Origin of the sequence: Enterobacter sp. EC_50, from assembly GCF_019584525.1 — a bacterium.
Taxonomy (GTDB): Bacteria; Pseudomonadota; Gammaproteobacteria; order Enterobacterales; family Enterobacteriaceae; genus Enterobacter; species Enterobacter roggenkampii.
Map to the genome: position 1 here is coordinate 49,767 of NZ_VDAF01000002.1, position 24,245 is coordinate 74,011.

Consider the following 24,245-nt stretch of genomic DNA (forward strand, 5'->3'; position numbering starts at 1 on the left):
CGGAGTTGCGAATTATGGAATTATCCTCACTGACCGCCGTATCCCCTGTCGATGGACGCTACGGCGATAAAGTCAGCGCGCTGCGCGGGATCTTCAGCGAATATGGTTTGCTGAAGTTCCGTGTTCAGGTTGAAGTACGCTGGCTGCAAAAGCTGGCCGCCCAGGCAGCAATCAAGGAAGTTCCTGCTTTTGACGAAAAGGCAAACGATTACCTTGATAAAATCGTTGCCGAGTTTAGCGAACAAGACGCCGCGCGCATTAAAACCATTGAGCGCACCACCAACCACGACGTGAAGGCGGTTGAGTACTTCCTGAAGGAGAAAGTGGAAAGCGTTCCTGCGCTGCACGCCGTGTCTGAGTTCATTCACTTCGCCTGTACGTCTGAAGACATCAACAACCTCTCTCATGCGCTGATGCTCTCCACCGCGCGCAAAGAGGTGGTGCTGCCTTACTGGCGTAAAATCATCGACGCGGTGAAAGCGCTGTCCGTGGAATACCGCGACATTCCGCTGCTCTCCCGTACCCACGGCCAGCCAGCCACCCCATCCACGATGGGTAAAGAGATGGCGAACGTCGCGTACCGTATGGAGCGCCAGTACCGTCAGCTGGAACAGGTTGAAATTCTGGGCAAAATCAACGGCGCGGTCGGTAACTATAACGCCCACATCGCCGCGTATCCGGAAGTGGACTGGCACCAGTTCAGCGAAGAGTTCGTGACCTCGCTGGGCATTCAGTGGAACCCGTACACCACCCAGATTGAGCCGCACGACTACATCGCCGAGCTGTTTGACTGCATCGCGCGCTTTAACACCATCCTGATCGACTTCGATCGTGACGTGTGGGGCTACATCGCCCTGAACCACTTCAAGCAGAAAACCATCGCCGGTGAAATCGGCTCTTCCACCATGCCGCACAAAGTGAACCCGATCGACTTCGAAAACTCCGAAGGTAACCTGGGTCTGGCGAACGCCGTGCTGCAGCATATGGCGAGCAAACTGCCGGTATCCCGCTGGCAGCGCGACCTGACCGACTCCACCGTACTGCGTAACCTGGGCGTGGGCATCGGCTACGCGCTGATCGCGTATCAGTCCACGCTGAAAGGCGTGAGCAAGCTGGAAGTGAACCGCGATCGTCTGCTGGACGAACTGGATCACAACTGGGAAGTGCTGGCGGAGCCGATTCAGACCGTGATGCGTCGTTACGGCATCGAAAAACCGTACGAGAAGCTGAAAGAGCTGACCCGCGGCAAACGCGTTGATGCCGAAGGTATGAAGCAGTTTATCGACGGCCTGGCGCTGCCGGAAGAAGAGAAAACCCGCCTGAAGGCGATGACTCCGGCGAACTACATTGGCCGCGCCATCACCATGGTTGACGAACTGAAATAATCCCTTCTCCCCCCTTTCCGCCCGGAAAGGGGGTTGCTTTTCCCCGGTTTACTCAATGTTTATCCCCACAGCAAGATAATCAGCGTTAAACTATTCATACTATTTATTCTGGGAGAAAAGATGATGCGCGTACTGGTTGTTGAGGATAACGCATTGCTACGCCATCACCTGAAGGTTCAGCTTCAGGAGATGGGACATCAGGTGGACGATGCTGAAGATGCAAAAGAAGCCGATTATTATCTCAATGAACACCTGCCGGATATCGCCATTGTCGATTTAGGGTTGCCTGACGAAGACGGCCTGTCGTTGATTCGCCGCTGGCGCAGCCACGATGTTTCCCTGCCGGTTCTGGTGCTGACCGCTCGTGAAGGCTGGCAGGATAAAGTTGAAGTGCTCAGCGCGGGCGCAGATGATTACGTCACTAAGCCGTTCCATATTGAAGAAGTGGCGGCCCGCATGCAGGCGCTGCTCCGTCGCAACAGCGGGCTGGCGTCGCAGGTTATTTCCATCCCGCCTTTCCAGGTCGATCTCTCCCGCCGCGAGCTCTCAATTAACGATGAAGTCATCAAGCTGACCGCATTCGAATATACGATTATGGAAACGCTGATCCGCAACAGCGGCAAGGTGGTGAGTAAAGATTCTTTAATGCTTCAGCTCTACCCTGACGCTGAACTGCGCGAGAGCCATACCATTGACGTGCTGATGGGACGACTGCGTAAGAAAATTCAGGCCCAGTACCCGCAGGATGTGATTACCACCGTCCGCGGTCAGGGCTACCTGTTTGAATTACGCTAAATGAGACGGATTTTGCGTCATCTTCTGCCCCTCTCACTGCGGGTTCGTTTTTTACTGGCAACGGCTGCGGTGGTGCTGGTGCTGTCGCTCTCCTACGGCATGGTCGCCCTGGTGGGGTACAGCGTCAGCTTCGATAAAACGACCTTTCGTCTCTTACGCGGCGAAAGCAATCTGTTTTATACCCTTGCGAAATGGGAAGACAACCGAATCACCGTCGAAATGCCGGAAAACCTTAATCAGCAAAGCCCCACCCTCGCCCTGATTTACAACGAAAAGGGAAAGCTGCTGTGGGCGCAGCGCGACATTCCGTGGCTGGTCAAAAGCATTCGTCCGGAGTGGCTTAAAACCAACGGGTTTCACGAAATTGAAGCCGATCTCAACACCACCAGCTCGCTGATCCGTGAAGATCGTTCCCTGCAGCAAAAGCTGAACGAGATCCGCGCCGACGACGCCGAAACGGAGATGACGCACTCCGTTGCGATTAACCTCTATCCGGCGACGCTAAACATGCCGCAGCTGACCATCGTGGTGATCGACACCATTCCGGTCGAGCTGAAGCGTTCTTATATGGTCTGGAGCTGGTTCATCTACGTTCTGGCGGCAAATCTGCTGCTGGTGATCCCGCTGCTGTGGATAGCGGCGTGGTGGAGCCTGCGCCCCATTGAATCACTGGCGAAAGAGGTTCGCGAGCTGGAAGAACATCATCGCGAAAAGCTAAATCCGGAAACCACCCGCGAGCTCACCAGCCTGGTGCGAAACCTCAACCGCCTGTTGAAAAGCGAACGCGAACGCTATGATAAATACCGTACCACGCTTACCGATCTGACCCACAGCCTGAAAACCCCGCTCGCGGTGATGCAAAGCACCCTGCGTTCCATGCGCAGTTCGAAGCTGAGCGTCGACGATGCCGAGCCGGTGATGCTGGAGCAGATCAGCCGTATTTCCCAGCAAATTGGCTATTACCTCCACCGCGCCAGCATGCGTTCCGGTAGCGCCCTGCTGAGCCGCGAGCTGCATCCGGTCGCCCCGCTTCTGGATAACCTCACGTCCGCCCTCAACAAGGTGTATCAGCGTAAAGGGGTGAATATCAGCCTCGATATCTCGCCAGAGATAAGCTTTGTGGGTGAAAAAAATGACTTCATGGAAGTGATGGGCAACCTGCTGGATAACGCCTGCAAATACTGTCTGGAGTTCGTGGAAGTGTCGGCGCGCCAGACGGATAACGAACTGCATATCATCGTGGAGGATGATGGCCCGGGGATCCCGCGCAATAAACGAGATGTGGTGTTCGATCGCGGTCAGCGCGCCGATACGTTGCGTCCTGGCCAGGGCGTTGGATTAGCCGTCGCCCGGGAGATTGTCGACCAGTACGACGGGAAAATCGAAACCAGCGAAAGTTTGCTGGGCGGCGCGCGAATGGAGGTCATTTTTGGTCGCCAGCAGCCCACTTCGAACGATAGTTAACCCGTTATGTGAAAAATGCGAGGATCTCGCAGCCGGGGGGCTGAGCTTCCGTTATAATCCGAGTCAGTAAGAGCCTGCGGAATAAAAAAATATGGATTATCACTTAACGCTTAACTGGCCCGAGTTTATTGAACGTTACTGGCAAAAACGCCCGGTCGTTCTGAAACGCGGGTTCAGCAATTTTGTCGACCCTATCTCGCCTGACGAGCTGGCCGGTCTGGCCATGGAAAACGAAGTCGACAGCCGCCTGGTCAGCCACCAGGACGGGAAATGGCAGGTTAGCCACGGTCCTTTCGAAAGCTACGATCATCTCGGTGAAAACAACTGGTCGCTGCTGGTACAGGCTGTCAACCACTGGCATGAGCCGACGGCCGCATTAATGCGTCCGTTCCGCGCCCTGCCCGACTGGCGCATGGACGATCTGATGATCTCCTTCTCCGTGCCGGGCGGCGGCGTGGGCCCGCATCTGGACCAGTACGATGTGTTCATCATTCAGGGTACGGGCCGCCGCCGCTGGCGCGTGGGCGAAAAAGTGCCGATGAAGCAGCACTGCCCGCATCCGGACCTGCTTCAGGTTGACCCGTTTGACGGGATTATCGACGAAGAGCTGGAGCCGGGCGACATTCTCTACATCCCGCCGGGATTCCCTCATGAAGGCTACTCCCTGGAGAACTCCCTCAACTACTCCGTCGGGTTCCGCGCGCCAAGCGGCCGCGAGATGATCAGCGGATTTGCCGACTATGTTCTGCAGCGCGAGCTGGGCAGCTATCGTTACAGCGATCCCGACGTGCCTGCGCGTGAGCACCCGGCAGACATCCTGCCTGAGGAGCTGGATAAGCTGCGCGGCATGATGCTGGATCTGATCAACGAGCCGGAACATTTCCGTCAGTGGTTTGGCGAGTTCATCAGCCAGTCCCGCCACGAGCTGGACGTTGCGCCTCCGGAGCCGCCGTATCAGGCGGACGAGATTTACGATGCGCTTCAGCAAGGCGACAAGCTGACGCGCCTGGGCGGGTTGCGCGTGCTGCGCATTGGTGAGGACGTGTTCGTCAACGGCGAGAAGCTGGACTCTCCGCACCGACCGGCGCTGGAAGCGATTGCCAGCCATCTGGTGCTGACTGCGGATACCTTTGGCGATGCGCTGGAAGACCCGTCCTTCCTCGCGATGCTGGCCGCGCTGGTCAACAGCGGGTACTGGTTCTTTGAGGACTGAGTCGCTTTAGTGCCCAGTGGCGCTTCGCTTACCGGGCCTACGGGATCGAGCTTTTGTAGGCCGGGTAAGGCGTAGCCGCCACCCGGCTTTTCACTTCCGCTCCCCCGCGGCAAAATCCTCAATCTCTCCTGCCCAATCCACCGGATACAACCCTTCAGCCACGTCCCGATGAAACGTTGAAAACGGCCAGTCGCTGACTTTACTGACATAGCCATGCTTCAGCGGATTGATATAAATGTAATCCACATGTCGCCGGTAGTCCTCTTCGTTGCGGATAGTGTGCCCCCAGAATCGTGGCTGCCAGATATAGCGCATGTCGATGCTGCGGCTGAATGTCTTTTTGATATCCCGCCAGCGGGCGGAAAAATCACTGTCCCCGTCCGGTAGGCTCCAGATACAGTGCATATGTTCAGGCAAAATAACCCACGCGTTGATGGTGAAGGGCTTCGCACGCTTAACCGTTGAGGTGGCGGAACGCAGGCTATCGATATGGCGGGTAAGCAAATCGCTCTGACGGTTTTGCAGGTTGACGGTGAAGAACCAGGTTCCACCGGGGACGTAATGGCGACGGTAGTTTGACATGGGCACTCCTTGCCTCATTGCCGGGTGGCGGCTTTGCCTTACCCGGCCTACATTCGGATCGTAGGCCCGGTAAGCGCAGCGCCACCGGGCATTTTTTAGCGTTTAGCGGTCAACTCAGCTATCCGCACTATCACCTTCACCGCCTTTTCCATCCCTTCCAGCGTCACAAACTCATGTTTACCGTGGTAGTTATAGCCACCGGTAAACAGGTTCGGGCACGGTAGCCCCATGAATGACAGCTGAGAACCGTCGGTACCGCCGCGAATCGGTTTTAATATCGGTTCAATATCGCAGTCGCGCATCGCCTGCTGGGCGATATCGAGAATATGCGGATGGGCCATCACCTTCTCGCGCATATTGTAATAGCTGTCTTCGATGATGAGCTCAATATAGCAGTCAGGATGTAATCCTTTACCAACCTTCTTAGCGATCTCCATCATCTTACGCTTGCGCGCCTCAAAGGCTTTACGGTCAAAATCGCGGATGATGTAGTGCATCTGCGCGCTGTCCACGGTGCCTTTGATGCTGGTCAGGTGGTAGAAACCTTCATACCCTTCGGTCTGTTCGGGGCTCTCTTCCGCCGGGACTTCCGCGTGAATTCGCGACGCCAGCGACAGCGCGTTGACCATGACGCCTTTGGCAGAGCCTGGGTGGACGTTGTTGCCGACAATTTTGATCGTGACTGACGCGGCATTGAAGTTTTCATACTCCAGCTCACCGACGCCGCCACCGTCGACGGTGTAGGCCCACTGGGCGTTAAAGGCGTCCACGTCGAAGTGCTTCGCGCCCTTGCCGACCTCTTCATCCGGCGTAAAGGCCACGCGGATATCACCGTGCGGAATATCGTTGCCCTTCAGCACCGCCAGCGCCGTCATGATCTCCGCGATGCCCGCTTTGTCATCCGCCCCCAGCAGCGTTTTACCATCGGTGGTGATCAGCGTCTGACCGAGCAGCTGGTGCAGCACCGGGAACATGACGGGTGAGAGCACTTCGTCGCCAATGCCCAGCGCAATGTCGCCGCCGCGGTAGTTTTCAACAATCTGCGGGTTCACATGTTTACCGCTAAAATCCGGAGAGGTGTCGACATGGGAGATAAAGCCAATCGCCGGAATGTCGCCCGGGACATTCGCTGGCAGCGTTCCCATCACAGTGCCTTTCTCGCTTAACGTGACGTTGACCAGCCCCATGGCGTCAAGCTGCTCTTTAAGCAGGTTTAATAGCTTCCACTGGCCTTCGGTGCTCGGCACCTGGCGAACACCCGGCTTAGATTGGGTATCCAGCGAAACGTACTGTAAAAAACGCTCAAGTAATTTATCCATGCAGTCACCCTCACTTTTTGTGACAACATTATCAATAAGCATCAAAACGCAAATATTGCGTCAGGTCACTTTTATCCCGCAAACGAGAATATTTTCCGTTTATATCGTTGTGCGTTAGTAAATGTAGCTTATGAATCAGTGACAAGGATTGGCGATTGCGGGGGATTGCCGTAGAATGTCCGCCCTCATTACGAGTCACCAAGGTGGTTACACACAAACCCCGCTTCAGTCTGCTGCCTGAGGCGTCTATATGGGACAGCGCAAAAATTGAATACACAATCCCGTTCACGTTCACCGCTGGTGCAACTGGAACGAATTCGTAAAAGTTTTGATGGCAAAGACGTCATTTCCGACCTCACTCTCACCATCAATGACGGTGAGTTTCTGACGCTGCTTGGCCCCTCCGGCTGCGGCAAAACCACCGTACTGCGCCTTATCGCCGGGCTGGAAAGCGTCGATAATGGCCATATCCATCTTGAAAGTCAGGACATCACCCAGGTTCCCGCCGAAGACCGCCACGTCAACACTGTCTTTCAGAGCTATGCCCTCTTCCCGCACATGACCGTGTTTGAAAACGTGGCGTTTGGCCTGCGGATGCAAAAAACCCCGGCGGGTGAGATCGAACCGCGCGTCACCGAAGCCCTGCGCATGGTACAGCTCGAGACGTTTGCCCAGCGAAAACCGCATCAGCTTTCCGGCGGCCAGCAGCAGCGCGTGGCCATCGCCCGCGCCGTGGTCAACAAGCCGCGTCTGCTCCTGCTGGATGAATCCCTCTCCGCGCTGGATTACAAGCTGCGCAAGCAGATGCAGAACGAGCTTAAAGCCCTGCAGCGCAAGCTCGGCATTACCTTTGTCTTCGTCACCCACGACCAGGAAGAAGCCCTGACCATGTCCGACCGCATCGTGGTGATGCGCGACGGCAAAATCGAGCAGGACGGCACGCCGCGTGAAATCTACGAAGAGCCGAAAAATCTCTTTGTCGCCAGCTTCATTGGTGAGATCAATATCTTCGACGCCACGGTGATCGAGCGTCTGGACGACCAGCGCGTTCGCGCGTGCGTCGAAGGACGCGAGTGCGCCATCACGGTGAATTTCCCCGTCGAAAAGGGACAAAAGCTCAACGTTCTGCTGCGCCCGGAAGATCTGCGCGTCGATGAAATCCACGGCAATGCCGAGGCCGAAGGGTTAATCGGCTATATCCGCGAGCGCAACTACAAAGGGATGACGCTGGAGTCTGTCGTCGAGCTGGAGAACGGCAAAATGGTGATGGTCAGCGAGTTCTTTAACGAGGACGACCCGGACTTCGACCACTCTCTCGACCAGAAAATGGTTATCAACTGGGTAGAAAGCTGGGAGGTTGTACTGGCTGATGAAGAACACAAGTAAGTTCCAGAATGTGGTGATTGCCACGATCGTCGGTTGGCTTGTGTTGTTTGTCTTTTTACCCAACCTGATGATCATCGCCACCAGCTTTCTGACCCGTGACGACGCAAACTTCGTTTCGCTGGTTTTTACGCTGGACAACTACGCGCGCCTGCTCGATCCGCTCTATTTTGACGTGCTGCTGCATTCGCTCAATATGGCGCTGATTGCCACCATTGCCTGCCTGGTGCTGGGTTATCCGTTCGCATGGTTCCTCGCGGGTCTGCCGCAAAAGGTGCGTCCGCTGCTGTTGTTTCTGCTGATTGTGCCGTTCTGGACCAACTCGCTGATTCGCATCTACGGGCTGAAAATCTTCCTCAGCACCAAAGGCTACCTCAATGAATTTATGCTGTGGCTGGGGGTGATTGATACGCCGATCCGCATCATGTTTACCCCGAGTGCGGTGATTGTGGGTCTGGTCTATATCCTGCTGCCGTTTATGGTGATGCCGCTCTACTCCAGCATTGAGAAGCTGGATAAACCGCTGCTGGAAGCGGCAAAAGATCTGGGTGCCAGCAAGTTCCAGACCTTTATCCGCATTATCATTCCGCTGACCATGCCCGGCATTATCGCGGGCTGTCTGCTGGTCATGCTTCCGGCCATGGGTCTGTTCTACGTTTCGGACCTGATGGGTGGCGCGAAAAACCTGCTGATTGGGAATGTGATCAAGAGTCAGTTCCTCAACATTCGCGACTGGCCGTTCGGCTCCGCCACCAGCATTACGTTGACGGTGGTGATGGGTCTGATGCTGCTGGTTTACTGGCGCGCCTCACGGCTGCTGAACAAGAAGGTGGAACTCGAATGATCGGTCGACTGCTTCGCGGCGGTTTCATGACCGCCATTTACGCTTACCTGTATATCCCGATCATTATTTTGATCGTGAACTCGTTTAACAGCTCGCGCTTTGGGATTAACTGGCAGGGCTTTACCACCGACTGGTACAGCCTGCTGATGAACAACGACAGCCTGCTGCAGGCCGCTCAGCACTCGCTGACGATGGCGATCTTCTCCGCCACCTTCGCCACGCTGATTGGCTCCCTGACCGCCGTGGCGCTCTATCGCTATCGCTTTCGCGGTAAGCCGTTCGTCAGCGGCATGCTGTTTGTGGTGATGATGTCGCCGGACATCGTGATGGCGATTTCGCTGCTGGTGCTGTTTATGCTGCTGGGCGTACAGCTTGGCTTCTGGTCGCTGCTGTTTTCCCATATCACCTTCTGCCTGCCGTTTGTGGTGGTGACCGTCTTTGCGCGCCTGAAAGGGTTCGACGTGCGCATGCTGGAGGCGGCGAAAGATCTGGGCGCCAGCGAGATGACCATCCTGCGCAAAATCATCCTGCCGCTGGCGATGCCCGCCGTGGCGGCCGGATGGCTGCTGAGCTTTACCCTGTCGATGGATGACGTAGTGGTCTCCTCCTTCGTGACCGGGCCGAGCTATGAAATTCTGCCGTTGAAAATTTATTCGATGGTGAAAGTCGGCGTTTCACCTGAGGTGAACGCGCTGGCGACCATTCTGCTGGTGTTTTCGCTGGTTCTGGTGATCGCCAGCCAGGTTATTGCTCGTGATAAAACAAAATCTCAGGGGACAATGAAATGAAAAAAATGCTCGCCGCTGCGGCGCTGGTGCTTGGTATGGGTGCCGCACACGCTGATGACAGCAAAAAGCTCTACTTCTACAACTGGACCGAGTACGTGCCGCCGGGCCTGCTGGAGCAGTTCACCAAGGAGACGGGCATCAAGGTGATCTACTCGACCTACGAGTCGAATGAAACCATGTACGCCAAGCTCAAAACCTATAAAGATGGCGCTTACGATCTGGTGGTTCCGTCCACCTACTTTGTCGACAAAATGCGCAAAGAGGGCATGATCCAGAAGATCGACAAAACGAAGCTAACCCATTTTTCAAACCTCGATCCTGAGATGCTCAACAAGCCGTTTGACCCAAATAACGACTACTCCATTCCGTATATCTGGGGGGCAACCGCGATTGGCGTTAACAGCGAGGCCGTCGATCCGAAGTCGGTGACCAGCTGGGCCGATCTGTGGAAACCGCAATACAAAGGCAGCCTGCTGTTGACCGACGACGCGCGCGAAGTCTTCCAGGTGGCGCTGCGCAAGCTTGGCTACTCTGGCAACACGACGGATCCTAAAGAGATTGAAGCGGCATATGCCGAGCTGAAAAAGCTGATGCCTAACGTGGCGGCGTTCAACTCTGATAATCCGGCTAACCCATATATGGAAGGCGAAGTGAATCTGGGGATGGTGTGGAACGGCTCCGCGTATGTGGCCCGCCAGGCCGGTACGCCGCTTGAGGTAGTCTGGCCAAAAGAAGGCGGGATCTTCTGGATGGACAGCCTCTCCATTCCGGCTAACGCGAAAAATGTGGATGGGGCGCTGAAGCTGATTAACTTCCTGCTGCGCCCGGACGTGGCGAAACAGGTTGCCGAGACGATTGGCTACCCGACGCCAAACCTGGCCGCACGCAAGCTGCTGAAGCCGGAAGTGGCTAACGATAAGTCGCTCTACCCGGATGCGGAAACCATCAGCAAAGGTGAGTGGCAGAACGATGTCGGCGACGCCAGCCGGCTCTACGAAGAGTATTACCAGAAGTTAAAAGCGGGCCGCTAACCAGTATCGCGCTCTTCCTCACGCCGCCTGCGCGGCGTGAGGAAGGATTAACTGACCGTATTCTCTCCAGCCCAGAGCGTCGCTTTTCGCATCGCCTCAACCACCTCTTCATCTGACAGGCCCAGCGCCTGACGAACCCGGGTCGCCTCGTCCCACCGCTGCTGTTCATAGTAACGGCAGAGGTTAATCATGTCGGCTAACCGTCCCTCCTGGTGGCACAGCGCGTTGCTCACGCTCTGCGGCACCGCAATTTGCTTCATCAGCTCTGCCATCGGAAGCTCCAGGAGGGTATCGAGCAGAGAAAACAGGCCGCACATGAACGCATTTTCAGCCAGAGTAGGTTCGTTCATCGTCTCAGCCAGCAGTTCGCAGAATTTGCCGCGCATCATGCTCAGCGGGTAAAGCTCGCTGACGGTGTCATTGCCCGCACTGGCGAGGACCACGACGGCAACAAACCGTCGGAGCTGGTTTTCGCCAAGATACCTGAGCACCTCGCTCAGGGTTAACTTACTGAAATTACAGGCGCCGACATGTTTAAACGCCGTATGCTTCATATAGCGCATGATTTTATAAGAGAGCGTGAGATCGGTTTTTATCAACGACTCGATGATTCGAAAATCAGGTTTATTGCGTCCGACCTCCATTTGCAGCCGAAAAATCGCCAGCTGATTTTGCGACAGCCGTTTATATTTAATGACCTCCGGACGGCAGAAAAAATAGCCCTGAAAAAGGGAAAATCCCTCGTTTCTGTATTGGTTGAATTCCTCTTTAGTCTCAATTTTTTCAGCAAGATATTTAATATGACCGGTCAGATGTTTGCGTGCTTTCAGATACGCTTTAATTTGCGCTAAGGTATAATTTCTGACGTCAAATTTCAGGATTGAAATATAGGGTAAAAAAACATCCCATTCTGGCGCAAGGGTGAAATCATCAAGCGCAAACTGATAGCCGTGCGCATTCATCTCCCTGACGGCCTGCAGCAGTTCGGCCCCCGGCACAGCATCTTCAAGGATTTAAATCACCACGCTCTCTTTATCAAGCGCTTCTCCACTGCGGTCAATAACCATCCTTGAAGGGAAATTAATAAACGACGTATGTGCCCCGGCAATGCGCTGGGACGGCACACATAAGAACTGATCTGATATCATCCTGGACGTGGCATATTCTGCCGACACATCCGGAAAACGATTTGTCATCCCGTCTCTGAAAAGCAGCTCATAGGCTACGGTATTCATTTCAGGGTTAAAAATGGGTTGTCGCGCGATAAATCCGTACATATCCCATCCTCCTCTACCACTTTATATTTATTAGCATCCTCTTTCTACACGACGATAACGAGTTTTATCGAGCACTATTTTGATTGAATGCACAAAATAAAAGCATCCACACTAATTAACGGGAATTAACCGTCTGGATTTAAATTAAATATATCCTTCGCTCTACAGAAAGGGGATGAAATATCCGATAAGTACTTTGTGCCTGCCCGACATGCACGACATTACGGGAGATGAGAATGAAAGACGCCATGGTCCGAAGACAAAAAATAAGAGTCAAGACGTTGATGCTATTGTCCATTTTCCTCACCGTGACGGTGGGCTTTACGGCAACGATCGGGTTTATGATGTGGCAATGGATGGCGCAGCAAGAGGTGCTGGCCAAAAACCATATCCGCCAGATAGCCGAGGTACACGCTTTACAGGTCAGCAAACAGCTGGATTCTGCCCTGACTGCCGCCCGGGATATGGGCAGCAGCGCCCTCGCGCTACGCGAAGCGGGCATTTCCGACCGCCAGAGCCTGAACCAGCTGCTCGTCCACTTCCTCTCGGCTCACCCGTCGTTTCTCTCCATGTCGATGGCCTTTGAGCCCAATGCGTTTGACGATAAAGATGCCGTCTTTGCCGGTCAGAGCGGCGAAGATCCTGCCGGGCGCTACGCCCGCTACGTCGACCGCGATGCCACCGGCAAACCGGCGTTGCACCTGCTGACGGACATCGAAACGCCCGGCAGCGGCGATTACTATCTGTTGCCGAAACAGCGGCATAAAGATGTGATCATCGAACCCTATATTTACCCCTACAACGGCGTGGACGTGATGCTCACCTCAATTGCCGCCCCCATCATGCGTGACGGTCAGTTTCTGGGCTCAGTCACCTCTGACTTCTCGCTCGCCACGCTGCAGTCCATGATTGGCGCCATTAAACCGTGGAACGGCACAGGCTACGCCCTGCTCCTGTCTGCGGGCAATAACGTGGTGTCCAGCCCGGAAAAAGGTGCGGCAGGCAAGCCTTACGCGGGTCACATTGCAGGACATGACGTCACTCGGGTAAACGATCCGCTGCTGAAAGAAGAGGTGTTTATCACCTGGCAGGCGATCGCCGTCGGTAATAGCCAGACGCCGTGGAAACTCGCCATCATCACCCCGGTCAGCGAAGTGATGGCCGAAGCGCGCGCATTTTTACTGAAGGCCATCGTCATGATGGTGTTAAGCATCGTTGCGGTTAGCCTGGTGATGGCCCAGATTTTTACCCGCAAGGTTGACCGTCCGGTGGGGGGAGAACCTTCCGAGGCCGCCGGGATCGCCCTGGCCGTCGCCCGCGGGGATCTGAACAACACCATCCCGGTGCGCTCCGGAGATACCCACAGCATTTTTTATGCCCTGCACACCATGCAGACGCAGCTCAAGCGCATCGTCGACAACATCAGCGAAGCCAGCCACTCCGTGCACGGCGGGACCAGCGAAATTTCGGCGGGCAACCTTGACCTCGCCTCGCGTACCGAGGAACAGGCGGCGGCGATTGTTGAAACCGCTGCCAGTATGGAAGAGATTTCGGTTACGGTGAAGAACAATGCCGATAACGCCCACAAGGCGACCACGCTGACCGATCGCGCCGCGAGTCTTGCGGGGCATGGCGAAACGCTGGTGAACGACGTGGTCGTGGTGATCGGCGAGATTGATGAGAGCGCGCGCAAGATCGGTGAGATTAACAGTATCGTCGATGGCATCGCCTTCCAGACCAATATCCTGGCGCTGAATGCTACCGTTGAAGCGGCGCGCGCAGGTGAACAGGGACGCGGTTTCGCGGTAGTCGCAGGTGAAGTACGCAACCTTGCGCAGCGAAGCGCCAACGCGGCCAAAGAGATCTCTCAGCTGATTGCCGAGTCCTCAGGCCGCGTCAGCAAAGGCGTTGAGCTGGTCAATGAAACCGGCGTGATGATGAAACAGGTGATTGAAGCGGTGTCGCATGTGCATCTGGTCATCAACGACATTGTTCAGGCGCTGGACGAACAGAATCGGGGGATTAGCCAGGTCAGTACCGCCGTCAACCAGATGGACAGCACCACCCAGCAGAACGCTTCACTGGTTCAGCAGATCTCAGCGGCGGCGCTCTCGCTGGACGAGCAGGCTAAATCGCTGGAGAAGACGCTGGCGTTCTTTCATTCTTAAATAAAAAGGCACCCGCCCGGCGGGTGCCTTTTCACGCGATTCGCGTTACAGACCTTTCAGCAGCTTGTCGACAAATTCCGGAACAACCGTGCTTGCCAGACCGTAGTGTTTCTCTTCAAACTCGCTGCCCACCTGGCTTGGCTCAAGATTGAGTTCAACCGTATGCGCACCGTGCAGCCGCGCTTCGTGGACAAACCCCGCCGCCGGGTAAACATGGCCGGATGTGCCGATGGCGATAAACACGTCGGCCATCGCCAGCGCGCTGTAGATCTCATCCATTCCCAGCGGCATTTCTCCGAACCAGACCACGTGCGGACGCAGGCGCGACGGGAACTGGCAGCAGTGGCACTTATCCTCCGGCAGCACGTCCTCTTTCCAGTCCAGCACCTGACCGCTCCAGGCGCAGCGAACTTTGAGCAGCTCGCCGTGCATATGGATGATGTTCTTGTTACCGGCCCGCTCGTGAAGGTTGTCGATATTCTGCGTCACCAGCAGAAAACGATCGCCCAGCGCCTCTTCCAGCTTCGCCAGCGCCAGATGCGCGGCATTCGGCGCGACGTCAGGCTGCTGAAGCTGACGACGGCGGGCGTTGTAAAACGCCTGCACAAGATCCGGGTCACGGGCAAAGCCTTCCGGCGTGGCGACATCCTCCACGCGGTGCTCTTCCCACAGCCCGTCCGCCGCGCGGAAGGTTCGAATACCTGACTCGGCGGAGATCCCCGCCCCGGTCAGCACCACCACTCTGGGTTTATCCATCGCTTCTGGCATCATTCTGTCTCTGAAAAAGATCCGCTGGCGCAAGCGCTCACGCAAGCGGCGTTTATTTTTGCGAAAACGGCTGAGTCGACCCTGGCGACGCGACAGCATAGAAACCTCGTAAACTAATCGGTGAGATGAAGGAATGCGGCTCCGCGCATGCCTCCTGCGTCCCCGTGTCGCGCGCGTTCAATACGCGGCACGCGGGCAACCGGCAATAAATGTCGGGGCAAACGCCCGGACAACCGTTCCGTAATCGCGGTAAAGTTTGAGAGCCCTCCCCCAATCACCAGCAGATCCGGGTCGACGATGGTGAGAATATTGCCCAGACACACCGCCAGCAGATCCAGATAGCGCTCGACGTGCTCACGCGCCTGCGCATCCCCTTGCTCCCACAGGGTAATGATTTGAGGGGCCTCAAGTTTCTGATGATAGAAGTGTTCGTAAAGCCATGCAAACCCGCGGCCAGACAGGTAGTTCTCAATACAGCCGTGCTGCCCGCAGCCGCAGCGGGTCAGCGGGAAATCACGGCCGACGACCTCCAGCGCATCCACCGGCAGGCGGATATGACCAAACTCGCCGGTGATGTAGCTGCGGCCGGTGATGGGCTTACCATTGATGACGATTCCTCCGCCGACGCCGGTACCGAGGATCAGCCCCATCACCAGCGGATATTGACGGAACTCATCATCCCAGGCTTCGGAGAGCGCAAAGCAGTTGGCGTCGTTATCTAAACGCACGTCGCGTTCAAGGAGCGCGGAGAGATCGGCGCGCAGCGGTTTACCGCTGGCGGCAGGCACGTTGGCCGCATAAAGCGTACCATCGTCGGTTTCCGGCATGCCCGGAATACCAATGCCGACGCTGCCTTTCACGCCAAAGCGTTCATCAGCCTGCGCCACCAGCGCGGCAATGGCGGTTAAAAATTCGTCGTAGCTGTCGCGCGGCGTGGGAACGCGGGTTTCCCACTGCAGTTTGAGGTCTTTATCAAACACGCCGAGCGCAATCTTGGTGCCGCCAATATCAAATCCATAATACATAACGCATTCCTCTTTCGATCTGGCGACCCGAAAGCCGCTAGATCGTGACGTAATTACTGGCCACTTAATACCCTCGCCGGATCAATTCGGCTTGCGCGACGCGCCGGATACCAGCTTGCCAGCAGACTCAGTAAAAGTGCTGTAAGCAGCACATAAAAAACATCCAGCCAGTGCAGTTCAGACGGCAGGAAGTCAATAAAATAGATATCACCCGACAGGAACTGGTGACCAATAAGCTTTTCAATGCCGTTGATAATCGGCGTTAGCTGCAGGGAAACCACCACGCCAATCACCACGCCGCACAGGCTGCCGAACAGCCCCGCCAGCAAACCGTACCAGACGAAAATGGCGCGAATAAGGCCGTCTTTTGCCCCAAGGGTACGCAGCACGGCGATGTCGCCGCTCTTGTCTTTGACCGCCATCACCAGCGTCGAGACGATATTAAAGCACGCAACACCGATCACCAGCACCATCGCCAGATACATAATGGCGCGGATCATCTGGATATCACGGTACATATAGCCGTAAGTGCCGATCCAGCTTTTGATGTAGACATAGTTATTGGTCACGCTGCCCGCGTCGCGCACCAGTTTGTTAGCGTTAAAGACGTCGTTCACCTTAATGGCAATGCCCGTCACGCTGTCGCCCATGTCGAGATACTGGCGTGCATCCTCCATCGGCACCATCGCAAAGCTGTGGTCAAGCTGACCGCTCAGCTGAAGAATACCGGTAACGTGCAGGCGCACGCGCTTTGGCTGCTGCAGTTTGTGATCGGCGCTGGCATTCGGAATCATGATTGACACCCAGTCGCCCTGCTTCACCTTCAGGGCATCAGCAACGCCTTTACCCATGATGATCTGCTGCTCGCCCGCCTTGAAGTTGGCCCACGCGCCGTTCTGCACGTAGTTCGGCAGCGCGCTGAGGCGCGCTTCCTGCGTCGGATTCACCCCTTTCACCTGGATGGCGCGCAGGTTTACCCCGCTCTCCACCAGCCCGGTAAAGTTAATGTAGGGCGCAGCCGCGGCGATACCGGGCACTTTTTCCACTTTGTTCAGGGCGTCGCTCCAGTTCGTCCACGGCTGGTTAACCGGTTCGATCTCCCCGTGCGGCACGACCGCCAGAATACGGTTATTCAGCTCGCGCTCGAAGCCGTTCATGGCGCTCAGGCCGACGATCAGCACCGCCACACCCAGCGCAATACCGATGGTCGAGATAACGGAGATCAGCGACACCATGCCGCCGCGACGGCGGCCGCGGCTAAAACGTAAACCGATGAGTAACGATAACGGTGACGCCATTACTCTGCTCCCATCAGGGTCAGTTCCGCGTTCAGATGGCCGTCGCGCATCTCAAGCTGGCGCCCCATGCGTTTTGCCAGCTGCAGATCGTGGGTCACCACCAGAAACGCGGTGCCCTGCGAGGCGTTCAGCTCGCCCAGAAGCTGGAAAATACTGTCCGCGTTGCGGGCGTCCAGGTTACCGGTAGGCTCATCCGCCAGCACCAGACGCGGGTTGTTGACCAGCGCACGGGCAATCGCCACGCGCTGACGCTCGCCGCCGGACAGCTCCGACGGACGGTGGTTTCCGCGATGGCCCAGCCCTACCGCTTTCAGCATGTCGCTGGCGCGGGCGTTAATCTCAGCCGGTTTCTTTTTGCCAATCAGCAGCGGCATCGCCACGTTTTCCAGCGCCGTGAAGTCCGGCAGCAGGTGGTGGAACTGGTAGATAAAGCCCAGCTCGCGGTTACGCAGCTCGGCCTTCGCCGCCGAGGACATTTTGCTCATCGGCTGGCCGGAGAAAATCACGTCGCCGTTGGTTGGGGTATCCAGCCCGCCCAGCAGATGTAATAAGGTACTCTTACCGGAGCCGGAGCTGCCGACAATCGCCATCATCTCGCCTTCACCCACGCTAAAGCTCACATTGTGCAGCACGTCGGTTTGCACAGTGCCTTCCTGATAGCGTTTGGACAGGTTGTCGCATTGCAACAGGATCTTATTCATAACGTAAAGCCTCAGCGGGTTGAGTGGCGGCGGCGCGCCAGGAAGGATAAAGCGTTGAAAGCAGCGCAATGGCCATCGCGGCCAGCGCAATACCGACCACCTGCAGCGGCTCGATGGCCACCGGCAGCGCCGCGCCGTCAAGCAGCGCGCCGATGATCGGCATTAAATTGTTGAGCTGGCTGGCAAGCAGCGCACCCAGCACCGCCCCGAGCAGCGCGCCGATGATACCGGCGCTGGCCCCCTGCACCATAAACACGGCCATGATCTGCCGCGGCGTCAGCCCCTGGGTTTGCAGGATAGCGACCTCGCCCTGCTTCTCCATCACCATCAGCCCCAGCGAGGTGATGATGTTAAAAGCAGCCACGGCGACGATCAGGCTCAGCAGCAGCCCCATCATGTTTTTCTCCATCCGCACGGCCTGGAACAGCTCGCCTTTACGCTCGCGCCAGTCCTGCCATTTGGTGCCGTCCGGCAGTTTTTGCTGGCTGAGGGTATCGACCTTCAGCGGCGCGTCGAGCCACAGGCGCCAGCCGGTGATATTGCCGGCCGGGTAGCGCATCAGGCGTGACGCGTCCTGAATGTTAACCAGCATCTGGTAACCATCGACTTCACTGTTGGCGGCAAAGGTCCCAACCACGGTAAACAGGCGTTGGCTTGGCAGGCGCCCCATCGGCGTAAACTGGCTGGCTGAAGGCACCATCACGCGGAGCTGGTCGCCGCGGTTGACGCCAAGCTGACCGGCAAGCTGCTCACCCAGAATCACGTTGTATTTTCCGGCTTCCAGGTCAGTCTGCTTCACGTTTACGAGATACGGCGTCAGCGGGTCTTTTTGCGCCGGGTCAATACCCAGCATCACGCCGACCGCCACGCTGCGGGCGCTTTGCAGCACCACGTCGCCGGTGGTCAGTGGCGCAACGCGCGTGACGCCCTGTAACTTCGCCGCGCTTTCCGGCAGCTGCTGTGGGTTAACCGAACCGTTAGTCGATGAGAGTACGGCCTGCGGCATCAGCCCCAGGATGTTGTTTTGCAGCTCGCGCTCGAAGCCATTCATGACGGAAAGCACCGTCACCAGTGCCATCACGCCAAGCGTAATGCCAATAGTCGAAAGCCAGGAGACAAAGCGACCGAAGCGGTCCGCGGCGCGCCCACGCATGTAGCGTAAGCCTATGAAGAGTGCGACAGGTTGATACATGAAGTCCGTCTGTTTGCTGATAGCAGACCCACGAGTATATAAGCGAATCCGTTAAGCGTAAATGACTGAAACCGTAAGCTTTGGTAATCATTTTTCCAAAAAATTCAGATAAATCAGGATACTAATATCTGAAACCGCCCCTCGCAACCTCCACCTTTTCCGAAAAACCTCCTGATACAGACTGTTACCCATTACAGCCCGGTTTCGTTTAACAACAATTGCTCGTTCGTCTATGGCAATAAGGTAGTTGCGAACAATGAAGCAAAAAGCATTATGGATTAACCAGATAAAAGGGCTGTGCATCTGCCTGGTGGTTATCTACCATTCAGTTATCACGTTTTATCCGCACCTGATCGGGCTGCAACACCCGCTCTCTGGCCTTCTCGCCAAATGCTGGATCTATTTTAATCTCTATCTCGCCCCCTTCCGTATGCCGGTCTTTTTCTTTATCTCCGGCTATCTGATCCGTCGTTATATTGACGAGGTGGACTGGCGAACCAGCCTCGACAAGCGAATCTGGAGCATTGTCTGGGTTCTGGCGCTGTGGGGGATTCTGCAATGGCAGGCGCTGACCCACCTGAACGCCTGGCTGGCGCCCGATCGCGAGGTTGCCACCTCGTCGAACGCGGCCTACGCCGATTCGCTCCTGGGATTTGTGCAAGGGATGCTCACCGCCAGCACCAGCCTGTGGTATCTGTATGCCCTGGTGGTCTACTTCACGTTGTGTAAGCTGCTGAGCCGCTGGAAGCTGCCGATGCTGGGACTGCTGGCGCTGGCAAGCATCGCGATCAACTTCCTGCCGCTGCCGTGGTGGGGAATGAACAGCGTGGTACGCAACATGATCTACTACAGCCTCGGGGCGTGGTATGGCGCTGAGCTGATGGCATGGATGAAAAATCTAAACCTGCGCCGCACCTGGCTGGCAACGGGCGCTTTCGCCGCCGTCTCCGTGGTGCTGTGGTTTGCTAACGTTCCGCTGCTGCTCTCCTTGCTGTCGATTGTGCTGATCATGAAGCTGTTCTACAGCGTTGAGCAGCGCTATGCCGTTCACCCTGACAACCTGCTGAACGTGATTGGCTCCAATACCATTGCGATTTATACCACCCACCGCATCCTCATTGAGGCCTTTAGCCTGTTCCTGATTGGCGAGATGAATGCCGCGTACTGGCCGCTCTGGGCTGAACTCACCTTAATTCTGGTCTACCCGTTTGCCAGCCTGCTTATCTGTACCCTGGCCGGGCTGGGGGTGCGTAAACTCTCCACCGCGCTGTTCGGGGACATTTTCTTTTCTCCGCCTTCGACGCTTACGCTCTCGCCGACCACTCGTTAATGCCCTCTCCGCCCCCTTTCGGGGGCGTATAACCCCGCCGTGCGGTTACGATTTGCTTATGTAAAACGATCGAGGATAATAAAGACATTGCGTATCAGTGATATGCCCCAATACTGTTGGTATATCCATAAGAGACTCTGACATAGCCATGCCTGAACACTATCGTTATTCCTTGCCTGTCAAAGCGGGCGACCAGCGCCAGCTGGGTGAACTCACGGGCGCAGCGTGCGCCACGCTGGTGGCGGAAATTGCTGAGCGTCATCCTGGCCCGGTGATACTGGTTGCCCCGGATATGCAAAACGCCCTGCGCCTGCACGATGAAATTCGCCAGTTCACCGATAATCTGGTGTTCAGCCTGGCCGACTGGGAAACGCTGCCCTATGACAGCTTCTCTCCGCACCAGGAGATCATCTCCTCGCGCCTGTCGACGCTCTATCAACTCCCGACCATGCAGCGCGGCGTGCTGATTGTGCCGGTAAACACCCTGATGCAACGCGTCTGTCCGCACAGCTACCTGCACGGTCACGCGCTGGTAATGAAAAAAGGTCAGCGCCTGTCCCGTGATGCCCTGCGGGCGCAGCTTGACGGCGCCGGGTACCGCCACGTCGATCAGGTGATGGAGCACGGGGAATATGCGACCCGCGGCGCGCTGCTCGACCTTTACCCGATGGGCAGCGACCAGCCGTATCGTCTGGACTTTTTCGATGATGAAATCGACAGCCTGCGCGTCTTCGACGCCGACACGCAGCGCACGCTGGAGGAAGTGGAGTCCATCAATTTACTGCCCGCGCATGAGTTCCCGACGGACAAAACCGCTATCGAACTGTTCCGCAGCCAGTGGCGCGATAAGTTCGAGGTGAAGCGCGACGCGGAACATATTTATCAACAGGTCAGCAAAGGCACGCTGCCTGCCGGGATCGAATACTGGCAGCCGCTGTTCTTCAGCGAGCCGCTCCCTGCCCTGTTCAGCTACTTCCCGGCGAATACCCTGATTGTTAACACCGGGGATATCGACGCCAGCGCCAGCCGCTTTGAAAGCGAAACCCGCGCTCGCTTCGAAAACCGGGGCGTTGACCCGATGCGTCCGCTGCTGCCGCCGGAAGCGCTGTGGCTGCGTACCGACGAGCTCAACGCCGAGCTGAAGCGCTGGCCGCGCATGCAGCTGAAAACCGATTCGCTTGCCGATAAGGCCGCTAACACCAACCTCGCCTTCCGGACGCTGCCGGACCTGGCCGTCCAGGCGCAGCAGAAATCCCCGCTGGATAATCTGCGCAAGTTCCTGGAGTCCTTTACCGGCCCGGTGGTGTTCTCCGTTGAGAGTGAAGGCCGTCGCGAAGCGTTAGGTGAGCTGCTGGGACGCATTAAGGTGGCGCCGAAGCGCATCCTGCGCCTGAGCGAAGCGACCGGAAACGGCCGTTACCTGATGATTGGCGCCGCCGAGCATGGGTTCATCGACACGCTCAACAACCTGGCGCTGATTTGCGAAAGCGACCTGCTGGGCGAGCGCGTCGCGCGCCGTCGTCAGGACAGCCGTCGAACCATCAACCCGGACACGCTGATCCGCAACCTGGCCGAACTGCATCCGGGCCAGCCGATTGTTCACCTGGAGCATGGCGTTGGACGCTATCAGGGGATGACCACGCTCGAGGCGGGCGGCATTAAAGGTGAATACCTGATGCTGACCTACGCGAACGACGCCAAACTGTATGTCCCGGTGTCGTCCCTGCATCTGATCAGCCGCTACGCGGGCGGTGCCGAAGAGAACGCGCCGCTGCACAAGCTGGGCGGCGACGCCTGGGCGCGCGCGCGCCAGAAGGCCGCGGAAAAAGTGCGCGACGTGGCCGCCGAGCTGCTGGATATCTACGCCCAGCGCGCGGCCAAAGAGGGCTTCGCCTTTAAGCATGATAAGGAACAGTATCAGCTCTTCTGCGACAGCTTCCCGTTTGAAACCACGCCGGATCAGGCTCAGGCTATTAATGCCGTGCTGAGCGACATGTGCCAGCCGCTGGCGATGGACCGTTTAGTGTGCGGCGACGTCGGCTTCGGTAAAACCGAAGTGGCGATGCGCGCCGCCTTCCTTGCGGTGGAAAACAACAAGCAGGTGGCGGTGCTGGTGCCAACCACCCTGCTCGCTCAGCAGCACTTCGACAACTTCCGCGACCGCTTCGCCAACTGGCCGGTACGCATCGAGATGCTGTCACGTTTTCGCAGCGCCAAAGAGCAGACGCAGATTCTGGAGCAGGCCAGCGAAGGCAAGATTGATATTCTGATCGGCACCCATAAGCTGCTGCAAAGCGACGTGAAGTGGAAAGATTTGGGGCTGCTGATCGTCGACGAAGAGCACCGCTTCGGGGTGCGTCATAAGGAACGCATCAAAGCGATGCGCGCCGACGTCGATATCCTGACCCTGACCGCGACGCCGATCCCGAGAACCCTGAACATGGCGATGAGCGGCATGCGCGATCTGTCGATTATTGCCACGCCGCCGGCGCGCCGTCTGGCGGTAAAAACCTTCGTCCGCGAGTACGATAATCTGGTGGTGCGTGAGGCCATTCTGCGTGAAGTGCTGCGCGGGGGTCAGGTCTATTACCTGTACAACGACGTGGAAAACATCCAGAAAGCGGCCGACAGGCTGGCGGAGCTGGTGCCGGAAGCGCGCATTGCTATCGGTCACGGGCAGATGCGCGAGCGCGAGCTGGAACGGGTGATGAACGACTTCCACCATCAGCGCTTTAACGTGCTGGTGTGTACCACCATCATCGAAACCGGGATCGACATTCCGACGGCGAACACCATCATCATTGAACGTGCGGATCACTTTGGCCTGGCGCAGCTTCACCAGCTGCGCGGCCGCGTCGGGCGTTCGCACCATCAGGCCTACGCCTGGCTGCTGACGCCGCATCCGAAAGCGATGACCACCGATGCGCAGAAGCGTCTGGAAGCCATCGCCTCGCTGGAAGACCTCGGCGCAGGCTTCGCGCTGGCCACGCACGATCTCGAGATCCGCGGTGCCGGCGAGCTGCTGGGTGAGGACCAGAGCGGCTCGATGGAAACCATCGGCTTCTCGCTCTATATGGAACTGCTGGAAAACGCGGTTGATGCCCTGAAGGCCGGGCGCGAGCCGTCGCTGGAAGATCTCACCAGCCAGCAAACCGAGGTCGAGCTGCGTATGCCTTCCCTGCTGCCGGACGATTTTATTCCGGACGTGAATACCCGACTGTCGTTCTACAAGCGCATCGCCAGCGCGAAGAAGGAAAGCGAGCTGGAAGAGATTAAGGTTGAGCTGATCGACCGCTTTGGTCTGCTGCCCGATGCGGCGCGAAATCTGCTGGATATCGCGCGCCTGCGCCAGCAGGCGCAGAAGCTGGGCATTCGCAAGCTTGAAGGCAACGAAAAAGGCGGCGTGATTGAGTTCGCCGAGAAGAACCACGTCAACCCGATGTGGCTCATCGGTCTGCTGCAAAAACAGCCGCAGCATTTCCGTCTGGATGGCCCAACGCGTCTCAAATTTACCCAGGAGCTGACGGAGCGCAAAACCCGCATGGACTGGGTGCGTAACTTTATGCGCCAGCTGGAAGAGAACGCGATCGCCTGACCTCCCTTCCCCCGTTAGCCCAGCGCTAACGGGGGACAATTTACAAACTCTTTGCACTTCACCCGATCTTCCCGACACACCCATTCG

General features: G+C 56.9%; 18 protein-coding genes and 1 pseudogene. 11 read left to right on the top strand and 8 right to left on the bottom strand.

The genetic code is table 11. From position 1 onward, the window contains the following. Window positions 1–14: 14 nt before the first annotated feature. The 4 genes from purB to FHC48_RS01970 all read left to right on the top strand — a co-directional run bounded on the left by purB (window position 15) and on the right by FHC48_RS01970 (window position 4,857). Entirely contained in the window at window positions 15–1,385 is a 1,371-nt protein-coding gene (purB, locus tag FHC48_RS01955; protein WP_008500757.1) for an adenylosuccinate lyase, read from the top strand. Window positions 1,386–1,508: 123 nt separating this feature from the next. Continuing rightward, entirely contained in the window at window positions 1,509–2,180 is a 672-nt protein-coding gene (gene phoP, locus FHC48_RS01960) for a two-component system response regulator PhoP (RefSeq protein WP_025911763.1), read from the top strand. Next, window positions 2,181–3,644, top strand: a complete 1,464-nt coding sequence (phoQ, locus tag FHC48_RS01965; protein ID WP_008500759.1) for a two-component system sensor histidine kinase PhoQ — start codon at window positions 2,181–2,183, stop codon at window positions 3,642–3,644. It abuts the gene before it with no gap. 91 nt (window positions 3,645–3,735) lie between these two features. Further along, window positions 3,736–4,857, top strand: coding sequence for a cupin domain-containing protein (locus FHC48_RS01970; RefSeq protein ID WP_059364141.1), 1,122 nt, complete (start codon window positions 3,736–3,738; stop codon window positions 4,855–4,857). A 90-nt stretch (window positions 4,858–4,947) separates the two neighbouring features. Here the strand turns inward: FHC48_RS01970 and FHC48_RS01975 are convergent, their stop codons facing one another. Both FHC48_RS01975 and pepT read right to left on the bottom strand, forming a co-directional pair. Further along, the gene (locus FHC48_RS01975) at window positions 4,948–5,439 is read right to left on the bottom strand and encodes an REP-associated tyrosine transposase (RefSeq protein ID WP_059364139.1); all 492 of its coding nucleotides are present in this window, start codon (window positions 5,437–5,439) and stop codon (window positions 4,948–4,950) included. Window positions 5,440–5,534: 95 nt separating this feature from the next. Beyond that, entirely contained in the window at window positions 5,535–6,758 is a 1,224-nt protein-coding gene (gene pepT / locus FHC48_RS01980; RefSeq protein ID WP_023292767.1) for a peptidase T, read from the bottom strand. A 237-nt stretch (window positions 6,759–6,995) separates the two neighbouring features. Between pepT and potA the strand changes: the two genes are divergently transcribed. The 4 genes from potA to potD are packed head-to-tail and all read left to right on the top strand — an operon-like array spanning window position 6,996 to window position 10,804. After that, a complete protein-coding gene (gene potA, locus FHC48_RS01985; protein ID WP_185949895.1) occupies window positions 6,996–8,144 on the top strand; it encodes a spermidine/putrescine ABC transporter ATP-binding protein PotA in 1,149 nt (382 codons plus the stop codon). After that, window positions 8,128–8,985, top strand: coding sequence for a spermidine/putrescine ABC transporter permease PotB (gene potB / locus FHC48_RS01990; protein ID WP_059364136.1), 858 nt, complete (start codon window positions 8,128–8,130; stop codon window positions 8,983–8,985). The genes potA and potB overlap by 17 nt, the downstream gene beginning before the upstream one ends. Then, complete coding sequence (potC, locus tag FHC48_RS01995) at window positions 8,982–9,773, top strand: spermidine/putrescine ABC transporter permease PotC (RefSeq protein WP_008500765.1); 792 nt, start codon at window positions 8,982–8,984, stop codon at window positions 9,771–9,773. The genes potB and potC overlap by 4 nt, the downstream gene beginning before the upstream one ends. Continuing rightward, entirely contained in the window at window positions 9,770–10,804 is a 1,035-nt protein-coding gene (gene potD, locus FHC48_RS02000) for a spermidine/putrescine ABC transporter substrate-binding protein PotD (protein ID WP_059364134.1), read from the top strand. The genes potC and potD overlap by 4 nt, the downstream gene beginning before the upstream one ends. Before the next feature lie 47 nt (window positions 10,805–10,851). Here potD and FHC48_RS02005 read toward each other — a convergent pair. After that, window positions 10,852–12,081 (bottom strand): annotated as a pseudogene (locus FHC48_RS02005) (EAL and HDOD domain-containing protein). A 236-nt stretch (window positions 12,082–12,317) separates the two neighbouring features. On the opposite strand from FHC48_RS02005, the gene FHC48_RS02010 reads away from it, so the two are divergent. Further along, window positions 12,318–14,249, top strand: a complete 1,932-nt coding sequence (locus FHC48_RS02010; RefSeq protein ID WP_220418743.1) for a methyl-accepting chemotaxis protein — start codon at window positions 12,318–12,320, stop codon at window positions 14,247–14,249. Window positions 14,250–14,294: 45 nt separating this feature from the next. On the opposite strand, the gene cobB is transcribed toward FHC48_RS02010, so the two are convergent. Genes cobB through lolC form a run of 5 tightly spaced genes read right to left on the bottom strand, consistent with a single transcriptional unit; the run spans window position 14,295 to window position 19,233 of the window. Further along, window positions 14,295–15,116, bottom strand: a complete 822-nt coding sequence (gene cobB / locus FHC48_RS02015; RefSeq protein ID WP_021240739.1) for a Sir2 family NAD+-dependent deacetylase — start codon at window positions 15,114–15,116, stop codon at window positions 14,295–14,297. Between the two features lie 14 nt (window positions 15,117–15,130). Further along, window positions 15,131–16,042, bottom strand: a complete 912-nt coding sequence (gene nagK / locus FHC48_RS02020; protein WP_021240740.1) for an N-acetylglucosamine kinase — start codon at window positions 16,040–16,042, stop codon at window positions 15,131–15,133. A 53-nt stretch (window positions 16,043–16,095) separates the two neighbouring features. Further along, the gene (gene lolE, locus FHC48_RS02025) at window positions 16,096–17,340 is read right to left on the bottom strand and encodes a lipoprotein-releasing ABC transporter permease subunit LolE (RefSeq protein WP_008500771.1); all 1,245 of its coding nucleotides are present in this window, start codon (window positions 17,338–17,340) and stop codon (window positions 16,096–16,098) included. Beyond that, complete coding sequence (gene lolD, locus FHC48_RS02030) at window positions 17,340–18,041, bottom strand: lipoprotein-releasing ABC transporter ATP-binding protein LolD (protein ID WP_008500772.1); 702 nt, start codon at window positions 18,039–18,041, stop codon at window positions 17,340–17,342. The genes lolE and lolD overlap by 1 nt, the downstream gene beginning before the upstream one ends. Next, a complete protein-coding gene (gene lolC / locus FHC48_RS02035; protein WP_023616594.1) occupies window positions 18,034–19,233 on the bottom strand; it encodes a lipoprotein-releasing ABC transporter permease subunit LolC in 1,200 nt (399 codons plus the stop codon). Before lolC ends, lolD begins: the two co-directional genes overlap by 8 nt. A 256-nt stretch (window positions 19,234–19,489) precedes the next feature. On the opposite strand from lolC, the gene FHC48_RS02040 reads away from it, so the two are divergent. Together FHC48_RS02040 and mfd are read left to right on the top strand one after the other, a co-directional pair. After that, the gene (locus tag FHC48_RS02040; protein WP_032663773.1) at window positions 19,490–20,563 is read left to right on the top strand and encodes an acyltransferase family protein; all 1,074 of its coding nucleotides are present in this window, start codon (window positions 19,490–19,492) and stop codon (window positions 20,561–20,563) included. A gap of 148 nt (window positions 20,564–20,711) precedes the next feature. Continuing rightward, window positions 20,712–24,158 (top strand): transcription-repair coupling factor, encoded by a 3,447-nt coding sequence (gene mfd / locus FHC48_RS02045; protein WP_059364127.1) that lies wholly within the window; start codon window positions 20,712–20,714, stop codon window positions 24,156–24,158. Window positions 24,159–24,245 lie beyond the last annotated feature (87 nt).